At 42.1% G+C, this 15,388-nt stretch carries 13 protein-coding genes and 1 pseudogene; 4 read left to right on the forward strand and 10 right to left on the reverse strand.

The features are described 5' to 3' along the window. Positions 1–24: 24 nt before the first annotated feature. Both priA and MKP07_RS02040 read right to left on the reverse strand, forming a co-directional pair. The gene (gene priA, locus MKP07_RS37515; RefSeq protein ID WP_262919116.1) at positions 25–1,470 is read right to left on the reverse strand and encodes a replication restart helicase PriA; all 1,446 of its coding nucleotides are present in this window, start codon (positions 1,468–1,470) and stop codon (positions 25–27) included. Between the two features lie 80 nt (positions 1,471–1,550). Beyond that, positions 1,551–2,171: a lysophospholipid acyltransferase family protein gene (locus tag MKP07_RS02040; RefSeq protein ID WP_240844772.1), complete on the reverse strand. Its 621-nt coding sequence runs from the start codon at positions 2,169–2,171 to the stop codon at positions 1,551–1,553. 368 nt (positions 2,172–2,539) lie between these two features. On the opposite strand from MKP07_RS02040, the gene mtaB reads away from it, so the two are divergent. After that, the gene (mtaB, locus tag MKP07_RS02045) at positions 2,540–3,829 is read left to right on the forward strand and encodes a tRNA (N(6)-L-threonylcarbamoyladenosine(37)-C(2))-methylthiotransferase MtaB (RefSeq protein WP_240844773.1); all 1,290 of its coding nucleotides are present in this window, start codon (positions 2,540–2,542) and stop codon (positions 3,827–3,829) included. 9 nt (positions 3,830–3,838) lie between these two features. Here mtaB and MKP07_RS02050 read toward each other — a convergent pair whose 3' ends face one another. The 7 genes from MKP07_RS02050 to MKP07_RS43565 all read right to left on the reverse strand — a co-directional run bounded on the left by MKP07_RS02050 (position 3,839) and on the right by MKP07_RS43565 (position 12,941). Next, positions 3,839–4,048: an OmpH family outer membrane protein gene (locus MKP07_RS02050; RefSeq protein ID WP_240844774.1), complete on the reverse strand. Its 210-nt coding sequence runs from the start codon at positions 4,046–4,048 to the stop codon at positions 3,839–3,841. Between the two features lie 76 nt (positions 4,049–4,124). Then, positions 4,125–4,439: an OmpH family outer membrane protein gene (locus tag MKP07_RS02055; RefSeq protein WP_240844775.1), complete on the reverse strand. Its 315-nt coding sequence runs from the start codon at positions 4,437–4,439 to the stop codon at positions 4,125–4,127. A 296-nt stretch (positions 4,440–4,735) separates the two neighbouring features. Next, positions 4,736–4,888, reverse strand: a complete 153-nt coding sequence (locus MKP07_RS43555) for a hypothetical protein (protein ID WP_240844776.1) — start codon at positions 4,886–4,888, stop codon at positions 4,736–4,738. Continuing rightward, positions 4,876–8,571, reverse strand: a complete 3,696-nt coding sequence (gene rpoC / locus MKP07_RS02065) for a DNA-directed RNA polymerase subunit beta' (protein ID WP_317235758.1) — start codon at positions 8,569–8,571, stop codon at positions 4,876–4,878. Before rpoC ends, MKP07_RS43555 begins: the two co-directional genes overlap by 13 nt. Further along, the gene (locus tag MKP07_RS43560; RefSeq protein ID WP_449588738.1) at positions 8,549–9,034 is read right to left on the reverse strand and encodes a hypothetical protein; all 486 of its coding nucleotides are present in this window, start codon (positions 9,032–9,034) and stop codon (positions 8,549–8,551) included. Before MKP07_RS43560 ends, rpoC begins: the two co-directional genes overlap by 23 nt. 104 nt (positions 9,035–9,138) lie before the next feature. After that, the gene (gene rpoB / locus MKP07_RS02070; protein ID WP_240844777.1) at positions 9,139–12,684 is read right to left on the reverse strand and encodes a DNA-directed RNA polymerase subunit beta; all 3,546 of its coding nucleotides are present in this window, start codon (positions 12,682–12,684) and stop codon (positions 9,139–9,141) included. After that, complete coding sequence (locus MKP07_RS43565) at positions 12,669–12,941, reverse strand: hypothetical protein (protein ID WP_240844778.1); 273 nt, start codon at positions 12,939–12,941, stop codon at positions 12,669–12,671. Before MKP07_RS43565 ends, rpoB begins: the two co-directional genes overlap by 16 nt. 234 nt (positions 12,942–13,175) lie before the next feature. On the opposite strand from MKP07_RS43565, the gene MKP07_RS02080 reads away from it, so the two are divergent. The 3 genes and pseudogenes from MKP07_RS02080 to MKP07_RS02090 all read left to right on the forward strand — a co-directional run bounded on the left by MKP07_RS02080 (position 13,176) and on the right by MKP07_RS02090 (position 14,179). Continuing rightward, entirely contained in the window at positions 13,176–13,808 is a 633-nt protein-coding gene (locus MKP07_RS02080) for a ComEA family DNA-binding protein (RefSeq protein ID WP_240844779.1), read from the forward strand. Between the two features lie 23 nt (positions 13,809–13,831). Further along, positions 13,832–13,900: pseudogene (locus MKP07_RS02085) on the forward strand (hypothetical protein); the annotation flags it as partial. Between the two features lie 87 nt (positions 13,901–13,987). Beyond that, a complete protein-coding gene (locus MKP07_RS02090; RefSeq protein ID WP_240844780.1) occupies positions 13,988–14,179 on the forward strand; it encodes a helix-hairpin-helix domain-containing protein in 192 nt (63 codons plus the stop codon). Here MKP07_RS02090 and MKP07_RS02095 read toward each other — a convergent pair whose 3' ends face one another. Then, positions 14,180–15,364 (reverse strand): hypothetical protein, encoded by a 1,185-nt coding sequence (locus MKP07_RS02095; protein ID WP_240844781.1) that lies wholly within the window; start codon positions 15,362–15,364, stop codon positions 14,180–14,182. It lies immediately after the preceding gene. Positions 15,365–15,388 lie beyond the last annotated feature (24 nt).

The following is a 15,388-nucleotide window of genomic DNA, read 5'->3' on the forward strand; positions in this document are numbered from 1 at the left end:
GTATAGCATTGCACAAAGGCTCACTCAAAATTGCCGCATTGGGATCTTTATTTTTTGCCGGCGCATATCAACCATTTCCAGCACCGGCATTTCTACATTACCGTAACGCTGCGTAAGTTTTACCAGGCCATACTTCTCTTTTACAGCATTATAATAAGACTCCAGAGAGGGTGTAGCACTTCCCAGCAATACTTTACACTCTTCATACAAAGAAGACATGTAAATAGCTGTATCCCTGGCATGATAGCGCGGTGCCGGCTCCATTTGTTTGTAAGAGGTATCGTGCTCCTCATCGCAAATGATCAATCCCAGGTTTTCGAAAGGCAGGAACAAAGCTGAGCGGGCGCCGAGCACAATTTTCAACTCTCCATCTTTCACTTTATTCCATATTTCTACTCTTTCGTTCTGCGAAAACTTGGAATGATACACACCAATATGTCCGCCAAAATGTTTTTGCAAACGCCTGATTGTTTGTGACGTGAGCGCAATCTCCGGCAACATGTATAAAACCTGCTTGCCCTCCCTTATACGATCCTCTATCAGGCGTATGTATATCTCGGTCTTACCACTGGAGGTAACGCCATGCAGTAAACAAATAGGCTTATCCGTCAACGATGTCTTAATTGCTTCAAGAGCCACATTCTGTGCTTCAGATAACTCAAAATTGATGTCAATATTTTTCGCTCCCCGCTTGATCCGGTCTACCACTCTCCTTTCAGCTATTAATATGCCTTTCTCTATTAATCCTTTTAACTGCGCATCGGTTGCCCCCGACTTTTTAAGTAATGCAGCCTTAGTGATCTCTCCCTCAGTTTTTTGAAAATGCAGGTAAGCCAACAGCAGCTCCATTTGCTTTTCTGCACGCTGTAATCTTTTATCCTCGTTGAGCAATAGTTCCAATGATTTCTCCGAACTGTATTCGGGGCTCAACAAGATATAGTCCTCCTTTTTGGGAATATAGGTTTCTTTCAATGCCTCCCATACATAACAGATCCGTTTTTGTATCAGCCGGTTGATCACCGGGTAAATATGAGATGCGTCAAGTATCAACTGCACTTCGGGCAATTTCAGTTCTTTCCTGATCAGCAGTGCTTCGGCTACGAGGTATTCTTCATTATCCAATTCAGTAAAGTCCTCGCCAGCTTCTTCATTAAACACAATGATGGATTCACTACTCAATTTAAAATGCGCGGGTAATGCGGCCGCCATTACCTCTCCCTGCGTGCACATATAATAGCCCGAAATCCACTCCCAAAGCTGCAGCTGTTGCGGATATACGACCGGTTGCATATCAAGAATGTTCAATACTTCTTTGGCCTCAAAAAATTCAGGCGCTTCATGGTGTAACTGTTTTACAACACCTGCATACCTTTTATTTTTACCTAAGTTCACTTCCACCCGACATCCCACTTTAATACCCGACAGCAAATGTTCGGGTACTAACCAGGTATAATTAAGAGGCAATGCCAACGGAATGATAATTTCCGCGAAGACCTTTTTTTATTGGTTTGATCGTATAATCCCAGCTCCTGCATGTGTTATCAATATAGTTACAATTTCGAGATCCAGTCTGCCTTATATTTTACTAATGCCTGCTCCATATCGTCAAAAACGGTTTTTTTGAGCAAATGATAATCTTCTCCTGCTTCTACCTTGTTCAGATACACTACCCTGCATTTCCCGGGCGTTAAAGAAAAAATTGTTTCATAATGCATTCTTCTATAAGTATCTAAAAACAACACCGGCTGAACAGGGGTTTGTGTTTCCACGGCCAGCTTAAAAGCGCCATTATAAAACTCCTTAAGAGGGACGGTTGTTTCATTAAATGTTCCTTCAGGAAATACAAATATGGATATTCCTTTGTTTAAAACGGACCTAAGTGTTTTCAAACTAGCGGCACGATGAGCGGCATCTCTTCTATCAACGGTGACAATTGCATTTTTATAAATAAAGCCGAAAACCGGCACTTTGGTCATTTCAATTTTCCCCAGTGGTCGCAAAGGCTTTCGAAATACTTTAACCAGCATGGGAATATCGAGATAAGAAATATGATTGGCTACAATAATACTTTTTTCATTCGCGTTAAAAGGTGCTTCATATATCGATTTTACCCTTATGAAAGTAAAAGCAAACCAACAGTCGGCCCAGAACACACAGAGCCTGTAAATCATATTTCCACCTTTTATCCGGCCAAAAAAACTTGCTATAATTACCAGTGGGAATATCAACAGCATCAGGGCCACAAAAATGATGGCAGCATAAATACTGAATAGGAAACGAAGGATTGTCATATACTGTAGCAAATGTAATGATTAGTTGATTGGTTGATTAGTTCACCAGTTGATATGTTGACTACCTGCCCGGCGGCAGACGGGGTTAACAAGGGTACACAAAATCTAATTCTTTTTGGGCAGTGCCCCAAAAGAAAAAACGGTCGACCTAAAAACATCCAAAACAGACAGCGGCATGTCCACTACCCTTCCTGGGAAAGGTTTGGGGAGATCAACCTTTCAACTTTTCAACGTACCTTTGCGCTCATATGCAGGGCGCAAAATCAGTGGCTTTTCACACGTTGGGATGTAAACTAAATTACTCTGAAACCTCTTCCATTTCGCGAATGATGGAAAATGAAGGGTTTGTGAAAAAGGAATTTACTGAAGCGGCAGATGTGTACGTTATTAATACCTGTTCGGTTACAGAAAATGCCGATAAGGAATGCCGGCAGCTGGTGCGTCGCATACAGCGCAAGGCGCCCGAAAGCATTGTGGTGATTACAGGCTGCTACGCCCAGTTGAAACCCAAAGAAATCGCAGAAATTCCCGGCGTCGACCTGGTGCTGGGCGCTGCCGAAAAGTTTAATATCACCAAACATATTAAAGAAATATCTAAAGGAGATTCAGCTAAAATATGCAGTTGCGATATTGAAGAAGTGTCCGGGTTCAATTCTTCATTTTCCATCAACGATCGTACCCGTACCTTCTTAAAAGTGCAGGACGGCTGTGATTACAACTGTTCGTTTTGTACGATACCTATGGCGCGGGGTAAAAGCCGTAGCGATAGTATTGCCAATGTGATCAAAAGCGCGCAAAGCCTTGCGGCAAGCGGGGCTAAAGAAATTGTACTTACAGGTATTAATTTAGGTGATTTTGGAAAAGGCCCCGATGGCAATGAACCTATATCTTTTCAAAACAGGGAGGAGAACTTTTACAAACTGATACAGGAGCTGGACCAGGTGGAAGGTATTGAACGCTATCGCATTTCTTCTATCGAGCCCAACCTGCTTACCAACGAGATCGTGGAGTTTGTGGCCAATAGTAAAAGATTCATGCCGCATTTTCATATTCCGTTGCAAAGCGGAAGCAATACGGTGTTGGGTATGATGCGCCGCCGGTACAAAAGTGAGCTTTATGCAGAACGTGTTGGCCTAATAAAAACCTTAATGCCACATGCAGCTATAGGCGTTGACGTTATTGTTGGTTTTCCCGGTGAAACAGACACAGCGTTTAAAGAGACCTATGACTTTCTGCATGCTTTAGACATTTCTTACCTGCATGTGTTCACTTATTCAGAAAGAGATAACACGCATGCACTCACCCTCGGCCCCGTGATAGATATGCACACCCGGCACGAAAGAAACAAGTCACTTCGCAATCTTTCCTACATGAAAATGCAGTACTTCGAAGCCAATCATGCAGGCCAGACCCGAAAAGTGTTGTTTGAAAATCACAATAAAAATGGGATGATGGAAGGATATACTGATAATTATATCCGCGTTAGTGTTCCTTATAAAACCGAATGGGAAAACAGTATTGTAGAATGGCGTTTATAATGGGGTTTTCTACTTACCCTTATTTGCTTTATACTGTTGATTTAACCCTTTTATCACCTCGCTGGTAATATCATAAGCCGTGTCGCTGTAATAGAAGAAAGGCTCGTGAGAAAATATAAAGGAGTAAGTGCCGTCTGCATTAAACTTCTTGAGGTAGTCCTGTATATCCTTAATCACACTCATATTTTTAGAAGCCAGCCAGCTTTGATAGCCATCCATTAATGATTGTCTTTTTCCAACATTTGACGCTGCGTGGTTTCCAAGTCTTCCCTCGCCGCAGCCGCCTGCTCTTCCGTCATGCTAGCCCCCTTTGCTGGTAGCCTTCATATTTATTCCTGTATGCTTTGTCCATCTTATTCAGTTCGGCATCTAAACTTTCCTGTCTTCTTTCAACCTCGTTCGATACCGCTTTCGCCAGTTCATACCTGCCTTGTATAGAATCCATATTCATGTAGGCAAAAAGCAGTTTCTTACTCCCCAGGCTGTCTTTAATTTTCAAAACACTCCCAGCCGTTGTCACTTTTTCCGAGCCGTTTGTAAACTGCTTATATAATAAAAATGATACCGCAACAACCAGTAAAGCATTTACAATCAATAAGGCTTGTTTCATCCGAATATTTTATATTTTTTAATCAGGTCGGATAGGAACGCCCCACCAACATCCTCCCTTTATGAAACCGTTTTAAATGGGCGTTTCACAATTACCTTAAAATTTTAAACTGCAATATACTCATCAATTAAAGAAAAAGTGCAGATGAAAACCTTTCTTATGAAAGGCTTAACGAGAATTACAAGATTTTAGATCGAAAAGTTAAGAGTTAACATGCGAACTACCAAGTTTCTTGCATAAAAAAGAGCAACCCTGGTATTACCCAGAATTGCTCTTGCAAATTTTTATTTTAAGAATTACTCTTCCTCATCAAACGCCATGGCTTCGCGGGTAGTTTGTAACAATTCGTATTCTTCTTTGCTTCCTACGATCATGTTTTCAAACTCACGCAAACCTGTACCGGCAGGAATATGGTGACCGGTAATTACGTTCTCTTTCAGGCCCAGCATCTCATCTGCTTTACCGTGTATAGCTGCGGAAGATAATACTTTAGTTGTTTCCTGGAACGAAGCTGCAGAGATCCAGCTTTGTACACCCAGAGACGCTTTGGTAATACCCAGTAATGTAGGCGATGAAGTTGCAGGTTGTGCATCCCTGAATTCAACAGGCTTTTATCATTACGACGTAATACAGAGTTTTCTTCTCTCAGGTCACGCAGGCTGATGATCTGCCCCGCACGTAGCTTAGCAGAATCACCCGGATCGGTAACTACTTTCTTCTCGTATACATAATCATTCTCGTCAACAAACTCAAATTTATCTACTAAATCATCTTCAAGGAAACGTGTATCTCCCGGATCAACGATATTTACTTTACGCATCATCTGGCGTACAATTACCTCAACGTGCTTATCGTTGATTTTCACCCCCTGTAAACGGTAAACCTCCTGTATCTCGTTCACCACATACTGCTGTACGGCAAACGGTCCCTGGATAGAAAGAATGTCCTGAGGAGAAACCTGGCCATCACTTAAAGAGGTACCTGCTTTTACAAAGTCACCATCCTGTGCCAGGATCTGACGCGTTAAAGGAACCAGGTATTTTCTGGTAACGCCATCTTTAGCTTCGATGATGATTTCGCGGTTACCACGTTTTACGGCACCCATTGTTACCACACCATCAATCTCAGAAACCACTGCAGGGTTACTTGGGTTACGTGCCTCAAACAATTCTGTTACGCGAGGCAGACCACCCGTGATATCCTTCAGTTTACCTAAGATACGAGGGATCTTCACTAACACTTTACCAGCTTTCACTTCATCCCCTTCATCCAGCATGATGTGAGAACCGGTAGGTAAGTTGTAAGATTTATCCGTTTTACCTTCTACAATGATGGAAGGAATTTTCGTTTTATCTCTTGTTTCAATTACCACTTTCTCGCGGTGACCTGTTTGCTCATCCGACTCTTCGCGGTAAGTGATACCTTCAATTACATTATCAAATTTCAGCTCACCATCTACTTCCGCTACGATAACATTGTTATAAGGATCCCATGAGCAGATCGCTTCTCCTTTGGAGACTTTCTGACCATCTTTCACCAATAAAGTAGAACCGTAAGGAATGTTATTGGTAATTAATAATCTGTCTGCTTTTGTATCAATGATACGCGCTTCACCGGTACGGCCAATAACCACTTTCACTTCTTCACCTTCAGCATTGGTAGTAACAACAGAACGCACACCGTCAAACTGTATAGTACCATCAAACTTAGCAACCAATGTAGATTCTACCGAAGCAGAACCGGCAACACCACCCACGTGGAAAGTACGTAATGTAAGCTGTGTACCAGGCTCACCAATTGACTGGGCAGCGATGATACCTACCGCATCACCTCTCTGCGCCAATATACCGGAAGCAAGGTTTTTACCATAACATCTAACGCAACATCCGCGTTTGCTTTCGCAGGTTAATACAGAACGGATTTCAATAAACTCAACACCAGCGTCTTCAATTTGTCTTGCAACTGCTGCTGCTGAGATCTCTGTACCAGCTTCAATGATCAACTCATCAGTTTGAGGATGGAATACATCATGTAATGAGGTACGTCCTTCAATCCTGTCTGATAATGGTTCGATCACATCTTCGTTATCTTTTAAAGCAGATGTATTGATACCACGTAATGTTCCGCAATCTTCTTCAGTAATTACCACATCCTGAGATACGTCTACCAGACGACGGGTCAGGTAACCTGCATCCGCCGTTTTTAATGCCGTATCCGCAAGACCTTTACGCGCACCGTGCGTAGAGATAAAGTAATCCAATACATTCAGACCGCCTTTAAAGTTAGAAAGGATCGGGTTCTCAATGATCTCAGAACCTGTAGAGCCTGATTTTCTTGGTTTCGCCATCAGACCCCTGATACCCGCCAGCTGTTTGATCTGCTGTTTAGAACCACGGGCTCCTGAATCCAGCATCATGTAAACCGAGTTAAATCCTTGCTTGTCTGAAGCCAGTTCACGGATCAACGTTTCAGTTAATCTGGTATCCACACGGCTCCAGATATCTACGATCTGGTTATAACGCTCGTTATTGGTAATAAGACCCATGTTATAGTTGTCCCAAACCTCATCTACCTCACCTTTAGCGTTCTCCAGCAATTCAGCTTTGATTTCCGGAATGATCAGGTCATTAATACTGAACGATAAACCACCCTGGAAGGCAGTACGGAAACCTAACTGCTTGATATCATCCAGGAATTTTGCTGTTTTAGGAACGTTAGTGATCTCGATGATATTACCGATGATCTCACGAAGCGCTTTCTTTGTCAACAAAGCGTTTACAAATCCAACTTCAACGGGAACGTGCTGGTTGAATATAACACGACCAACTGTGGTCTCTAATAATTTAAATTCGAGTTCGCCATTTTCATTACGAACATTGGTTTTTACTTTAATCCATGCATGCAGATCAACACGCTTTTCGTTATAAGCAATGATCACTTCTTCTGCAGAATAGAAAGCCTTGCCTTCACCACGAACTTTTTCAGTTTCGGTAGTTTTCTTACCCTTAGTGATGTAATACAGACCGAGTACCATGTCCTGAGAAGGAAGGGTAATTGGCGTACCATTCTGAGGGTTCAAAATGTTGTGAGAAGCCAGCATCAATAACTGAGCTTCCAATACTGCCGCATTGCTTAAAGGAACGTGTACCGCCATCTGGTCACCATCAAAGTCGGCGTTGAATGCAGCGGTAACTAATGGGTGTAGCTGGATGGCTTTACCTTCAATCAGTTTAGGCTGGAAGGCCTGGATAGATAAACGGTGCAGTGTTGGGGCACGGTTTAACATGATCGGGTGACCTTTCAGAATATTTTCAAGGATATCCCAAATAACCGCTTCTTTTTTATCTACCAGTTTCCTTGCAGATTTTACGGTTTTTACAATACCCCTTTCAATCAATTTGCGAATGATAAATGGTTTGAACAGCTCTGCCGCCATATCTTTTGGCAAACCGCACTCATGCATTTTCATTTCAGGGCCTACAACGATAACCGAACGACCAGAATAGTCAACACGTTTACCCAAAAGGTTCTGACGGAAACGACCTTGCTTACCTTTCAGTACGTCTGAAAGCGATTTTAAGGCACGTCCACCTTCAGCTTTAACAGCGTTAGATTTACGGCTATTGTCAAATAAGGAGTCGATGGCTTCCTGAAGCATACGTTTTTCGTTACGTAAGATTACCTCAGGCGCTTTAATTTCCATTAAGCGTTTTAAACGGTTGTTACGGATAATCACACGACGATATAAATCGTTCAGATCAGAAGAAGCAAAACGACCACCATCCAACGGCACTAAAGGACGCAGTTCTGGTGGAATTACAGGAATGTATTGCATTACCATCCACTCAGGGCGGTTAGTAATACGGGTATTCGCATCACGGAAAGCTTCTACTACGCTCAAACGCTTTAATGCGTCTGCTTTACGTTGCTGAGAAGTTTCTGTAGCGGCGCTGTTTCTCAGATCAAAAGATAATTGATCCAGATCGATACGCTGTAACAGGTCATGAACCGACTCAGCACCCATTTTTGCAATGAATTTCTGAGGATCATCATCAGGTAAGTACTGGTTGTCTTTTGGTAAAGCATCCAGTATATCCAGGTATTCTTCTTCAGTTAATAAATAAATCACCATAACCCTGCCCTTTATCTTCACGCACACCTGCCTGAATTACTACATAACGCTCATAGTAAATAATGCTCTCTAATTTCTTAGAGCTCATTCCCAACAGGTAACCAATTTTATTAGGAAGCGATTTAAAGTACCAGATGTGAACTACAGGAACCACTAATTTAATGTGTCCCATTCTTTCACGACGTACTTTTTTCTCAGTTACTTCAACACCGCAACGGTCGCACACAATACCCTTATAACGGATACGCTTGTACTTACCGCAGGCACATTCATAATCTTTTACCGGGCCAAATATTCTTTCGCAGAACAAGCCATCCCTTTCTGGTTTGTAAGTACGATAGTTGATGGTTTCAGGCTTCAATACTTCTCCAAAGCTCTTCTCCAGGATAGAGTCAGGCGAAGCAAGGCCAATTGTTATTCTTGAAAACGCTGCTTTTGGACGATTGTCTTTTTTAGTAGCCATGTTTCTATTTAAAGTTTTTTATTTAAAGATTTAAGAATTTGAACGCTGACTTTTTTGAAGATGCCCATGAACCATTTACAATGATCCATGAACATTTCTCAATATTATTCAAACGTCAGGTCAAGACCTAAACCTCTTAACTCGTGTACCAATACATTGAATGATTCAGGAACTCCGGCGCGAGGCACGTTTTCACCTTTCACAATGCTTTCGTATGTTTTAGCGCGGCCAATGATATCATCCGACTTAATGGTTAATAATTCCTGTAAGATGTTAGATGCACCATAAGCTTCGAGTGCCCAAACCTCCATCTCACCAAAACGCTGACCACCGAACTGAGCTTTACCACCCAGAGGTTGTTGTGTGATCAATGAGTATGGCCCGATAGAACGTGCGTGCATTTTATCATCCACCATGTGGTGTAGTTTGATCATATAGATCACACCCACGGTTGCTTTCTGGTGGAAGCGTTCGCCGGTTTCTCCATCATACAGGTAAGTGTGACCAAACTTAGGTATACCCGCCTCATCACAATAGGTTTCTATCTCTTCAGTAGAAGCACCATCGAAGATTGGAGTAGCGAATTTTACACCCAGGTTTTTACCAGCCCATCCTAAAACAGTTTCGTAAATCTGTCCGAGGTTCATACGCGAAGGTACCCCTAGTGGGTTCAGTACGATATCTACAGGTGATCCATCCTCAAGGAACGGCATATCTTCCTGGCGTACGATTTTCGCAACGATACCCTTGTTACCGTGACGACCCGCCATTTTATCACCCACTTTCAGCTTACGCTTAACCGCTAAGTATACTTTAGCCAGTTTCAATACACCCGCAGGTAATTCATCACCTATTGAAATATTGAACTTCTCTCTCTTGTAGCGACCTAACTCTTCGTTGAACTTAATATTATAGTTATGCAACAAAGTATTTACCTGGTCGTTGATCTTCTCGTCGGTAGTCCAGCCCAAAGGATTGATGTTCGCATAATCCAGTGAAGCCAGGTTCTTAGCATTGAACTTAGAGTTTCTGCCGATCACGATTTCTTCGAAGCTGTTTTTAACGCCTAAAGAAGTCTGATTTTCCAATAAGGTTCCCAGTTTTTCTAAAAGAACGTTCAATATATCCTGCTCATTCTTTTCGTGAACGCGATCTAATTTTTCAATGGCTGCTTTTTCACGAACCTTAGCATTCTTATCTTTCTTAGCACGTTGGAACAGTTTCTTGCCGATCACCACACCTTCAACCCCGTTTGGAGCTTTCAGAGAAGCATCTTTTGCATCACCGGCTTTATCACCAAAGATGGCACGCAATAACTTCTCTTCAGGAGTTGGGTCACTTTCACCTTTTGGAGTGATCTTACCAATCAGGATATCGCCTTCTTTAATTTGTGCACCAATGCGAATGATACCATTCTCATCCAGGTCTTTAGTAGCTTCTTCAGATACGTTAGGTATATCAGCAGTTAATTCCTCTTCTCCTAATTTAGTATCACGCACTTCCAGTTCATACTCAGAAATGTGGATGGAAGTAAACATGTCTTCTTTTACTACACGCTCGCTGATCACGATGGCATCCTCGAAGTTGTACCCCTTCCATGGCATGAACGCCACTTTCAGGTTTTTACCTAACGCAAGTTCCCCATTCTGAGTGGCATAACCCTGTGTAAGGAAATCTCCGTTTTTCACCTTCTGACCTTTCTTTACAGTAGGCATCAGGTTGATACAAGACTCCTGGTTGGTTTTAATGAACTTCGTCAGCTTGTATACTTTCAGATCTTCTTCAAAGCTTACCAGCTTCTCATTCACATCTCTGTCGTAACGCACATGAATTTCAGTTGCATCTACGAATTCCACCACACCATCACCTTCTGCGTGTATCTGTATCCTTGAATCGCGCGCTGCTTTTCCTTCCAAACCGGTACCTACGATAGGTGCATCAGGGCGTAATAATGGAACGGCCTGACGTTGCATGTTTGATCCCATCAACGCACGGTTGGCATCATCATGCTCCAGGAACGGAATCAGGGAAGCGCTCAAACCTACAATCTGGTTAGGAGCTACGTCCATGTATTCTACTTCCGATTTATCCAGGATAGGGAAGTCACCTGTTTCGCGGCTTTCAATTTTATCTTCAACAAAATTACCATCAGCATCTAACGCGGTATTTGCCTGGGCGATTTTAGCTGAATCTTCTTCTTCTGCACTTAAGAATTTCAGTTTCTTAACATCCACTTTACCATTCACTACTTTATGATAAGGCGTTTCGATAAAGCCCATTTCATTGATAGTAGCGTGTACGCAAAGTGTAGAGATCAGACCAATGTTCGGTCCTTCCGGCGTTTCAATAGTACACAAACGACCATAGTGTGAATAGTGTACGTCACGAACCTCAAAGCCGGCTCTCTCACGACTCAAACCACCTGGCCCGAGCGCTGAAATACGACGTTTGTGGGTAATTTCAGACAGCGGATTAGTTTGATCCAGGAACTGGGATAACTGGGAAGTACCAAAGAAAGAGTTGATCACAGAAGAAAGGGTTCTTGCATTGATCAGATCCACCGGGGTAAATACCTCGTTATCACGAACATTCATTCTTTCACGGATGGTACGTGCCATACGAGCCAGACCCACACCAAACTGAGCATATAATTGCTCGCCTACAGTACGTACACGACGGTTGCTCAGGTGATCGATATCATCGATCTCCGCTTTACCATTGGTTAAACGTACCAGGTATTTGATGATCTCAATAATGTCAAGCTTGGTCAGGGTTTTTTGTTCCAGCGGAGCGTCTATATTCAACTTACGGTTGATTTTATAACGTCCTACTTCACCCAGATCATAGCGTTTATCGCTAAAGAATAATTTATCGATAATACCACGGGCAGTTTCATTATCAGGAGCATCAGCACCGCGTAATTGACGGTAAATAAACTGGACCGCTTCCAACTCACTGTTCGAAGTATCTTTATTTAAAGTATTGTAAATGATTGCATAATCACCACCTACGTCCTCTCTCTGGATAAATACGGTTTCGATCGCCATATCTACGATGGTTTCGATAGCCTCTTCATCCAGTACAGTATCGCGCTCCATCACAATTTCATTACGCTCGATAGACACAACCTCACCAGTATCTTCATCCACAAAATCTTCTACCCATGTACGTAATACGCGCGCTGCTAATCTTTTGCCAATATGCGCTTCCAGTGCTTTTTGTTCTCCGGCCACTTCATCTGCCATACCAAACAGCTCCAGGATATCCTTATCTGTTTCGTAACCGATAGAGCGCAATAAGGTAGTAACCGGGAATTTCTTCTTACGGTCGATATACGCATACATTACGTTATTAATATCTGTAGCAAACTCCATCCATGCTCCTTTAAAAGGAATTACACGCGCAGAGTAAATTTTTGTACCGTTCGGGTGAACAGACTGACCAAAGAATACACCCGGAGAACGATGTAATTGAGAAACAACCACACGCTCAGCACCGTTGATCACAAAAGTACCACGGGGAGTCATGTAAGGAATGTTACCTAAAAACACGTCCTGAACGATTGTCTGGAAATCTACGTGCTCTTCGTCGTTACAGCTTAAGCGAAGTTTTGCTTTAAGCGGAACGGCATAAGTTAAGCCGCGCTCCATACACTCATCGATCGAATAACGGGGGGATCAATAAAGTAGTCTAAAAATTCCAGCACAAAGATGTTTCTCGTATCGGTGATAGGGAAATTATCTTTGAATACACGGAACAAGCCCTCAATGTTACGCTTGTCGGGTGTAGTCTCCAGCTGGAAAAACTCTTTAAATGATTGAATCTGAACTTCGAGCAAATCTGGCGTTTCAGCCAAATGTTTGATTTTCCCGAAATTCACTCTTGATTTTACGCTTGTAGCAGACATAAATAATACACCGGTTTTAATGATTCACCTATAGAAACGCCAAAAAGGACCACTTTTATCGCTAAAAGAAATCCTGCTGAAATTCAATTACTTGAATACGTTTCGTAAGTCAAAATTTTATTGGCCAAAATAAAAAGGACTGCAAAGTTAGGGGATAAATTATAAAGAAAAAACTTATTAGCAATAATTTTGCCAAATCTTATTTTGATAGTGATTTTTATAATTCGTAAATTTATGAAAATAGCTATCTATGAGCCTGAAACACATGGTGAAAGAGTCTTTTACTTTTTCAAAAAAGAACGCGTAGGGATCATTTTCCTGGTTCCTGTTATCCTGGTTATCGCCTTTCTTCCCTTTTTTCAAACGCAGCAAGATGAGGTCCGGGTGTCACCTGAAGACTCGATCTGGATGCAGACCGCCCAAAATCTGCAGCAAAAAGAACAGGATGAATCAACAAACGCATCAGGAGAAACATCTGAACCTGTGGCCAGCTACCAGGCTGATCATACAGAAGGAAGTTATGCCAGCTCGCCGAAAGGAACGGCTTTTAATTTCGATCCCAACACCCTGGACGCCGAAGGTTTCAAAAAGCTGGGACTAAGAGACAAAACCATCCGCACCCTCATCAATTATCGTAACAAAGGGGGAAAATTCAGAAAACCAGATGATCTGGCCAGAGTGTACGGCCTGAGACAGGAAGAGTTTACCCGTTTGAGACCTTATGTATCCATTCCAAACAGTGCATCTGCGAGCAGCTACACTCATCAAAATGATAACCACCGGCAGTCGGAGAACCACAATTATACTCCCCAGAAAACAAGCCCCGTTATGCTGCCAAAACCATCGAAATTAATACAGCCGATATAGGAGGTTTTGAATCGCTGTACGGGATTGGAAACAAGCTGGCTACTAAAATTGTCAATTTCAGAGAAAAGCTGGGTGGGTTTTACTCAATCGAGCAGGTTGGAGAAACGTATGGAATTCCTGATTCGACCTTTCAGAAAATAAAACCTCAGTTAAAGGTTGATGCAGGCGCGATCAGGAAAATGAATATCAACACGGCCTCCTACGATGAGCTTAATAATCATCCTTATATCAGCGCGAAACTGGCGTTCCAGATTTTAAAGCAACGGAAAGAAAAAGGAAATTTTACGGATATTGAAGCTATAAAAGAATCGGTGGCACAAACTGCCGACTCCTACGAAAAAGTTGCCAGGTATATTACTACCGGTAACTAATTATTTATTAACCACCTGAATGATATTGCTATACTTAAACTGGCCATTAATATCTACCTGCTTAATGCGTATAAAGATTTTTTCAATATCACTATGATCAACAATATCAGCTCGCTTATTACAGGCAATAAAACCTGCTGCTGACAGTACCGTCAGGATTATTAAATAAAACCTGCTGCGACGGTTAAATCCTGCTACGCTTAGTAAGCCTAAAACAACAGGAATAGATAAAAGCCCAGCAAAATCTGATGTTGTTATGCTCGTACGGTAATATTGAATAGCAGGTGAATTTCCGTTTAATGACGGAACAGTTTTTAAAGTATAGAAAGTGCTGCCATCTTTTGAGGCTTCTACTTCAAAATGATCATTATTTGTTTCCTGCTGGGTTGACCAGTTTATATTAATGACATTACCAGCTTTTACTGCTTCGAGCGTACCGAAAGTAACTGGCAAAGGCGAAGTTTCTACTGTTCCTGTGAATGAAAAATCACTAACGCTCGCCGTGCCGCTGGCAGCTGAAGCACCCCAACCATAAAGCCTGAAAGTGATAGGAGCGGCGATGTTTTGAAATGCTGACATATCCAGTTCAATTAATACGCCGGTTTGATTAGCAGGATCTGCAATAGTGGCTACAAACAAATCGTTCGCAAACCCGTCAACACTCGAACGGCCTGAAAATGATACAGGACCTGTAAATGATCTTTGAATAGTTAAAACACCGTTGGAAAAGTCTATTCTTTTACCAGCGTCAGGCGTCAGCGTAAAGCTAAAATAAGCATTCAGATCTGGTGCAAGCGTATTCCAGCTGTCAGCATTATACTCATCAGTACCATTTACACCATTGATACCCGGCCCCCTGCCAATACCCGAAACCGTAATACCTGTAGCAACAACATCACCAACCGTAAAGGGGTTCAGCGTATTCGGATTACTGTAAGTTATGGAATTGCTCCACAGATTACCCTGCGCCGAAATGCCGGCCACAGCGATAATTCCAACGAGGACAAGAATAATTTTTTTAATCATAAAAAGAATAATAGCGATTGTTTTGCTGCTAAACTGAAACGGAAAGGCAAGTATCTGAAATATCAAATTAATATTGTTTTTAATAGCATAAAGCATACCAATAACATCTTCTCCCGACAAAGTTCTCCCACTACTACACTTATTGTTGCGGAGCAGCATAAAACAACTTTATCAGATTAAAAT

The organism is Paraniabella hibiscisoli, from assembly GCF_022512515.1.
Lineage (GTDB): Bacteria > Bacteroidota > Bacteroidia > Chitinophagales > Chitinophagaceae > Niabella > Niabella hibiscisoli.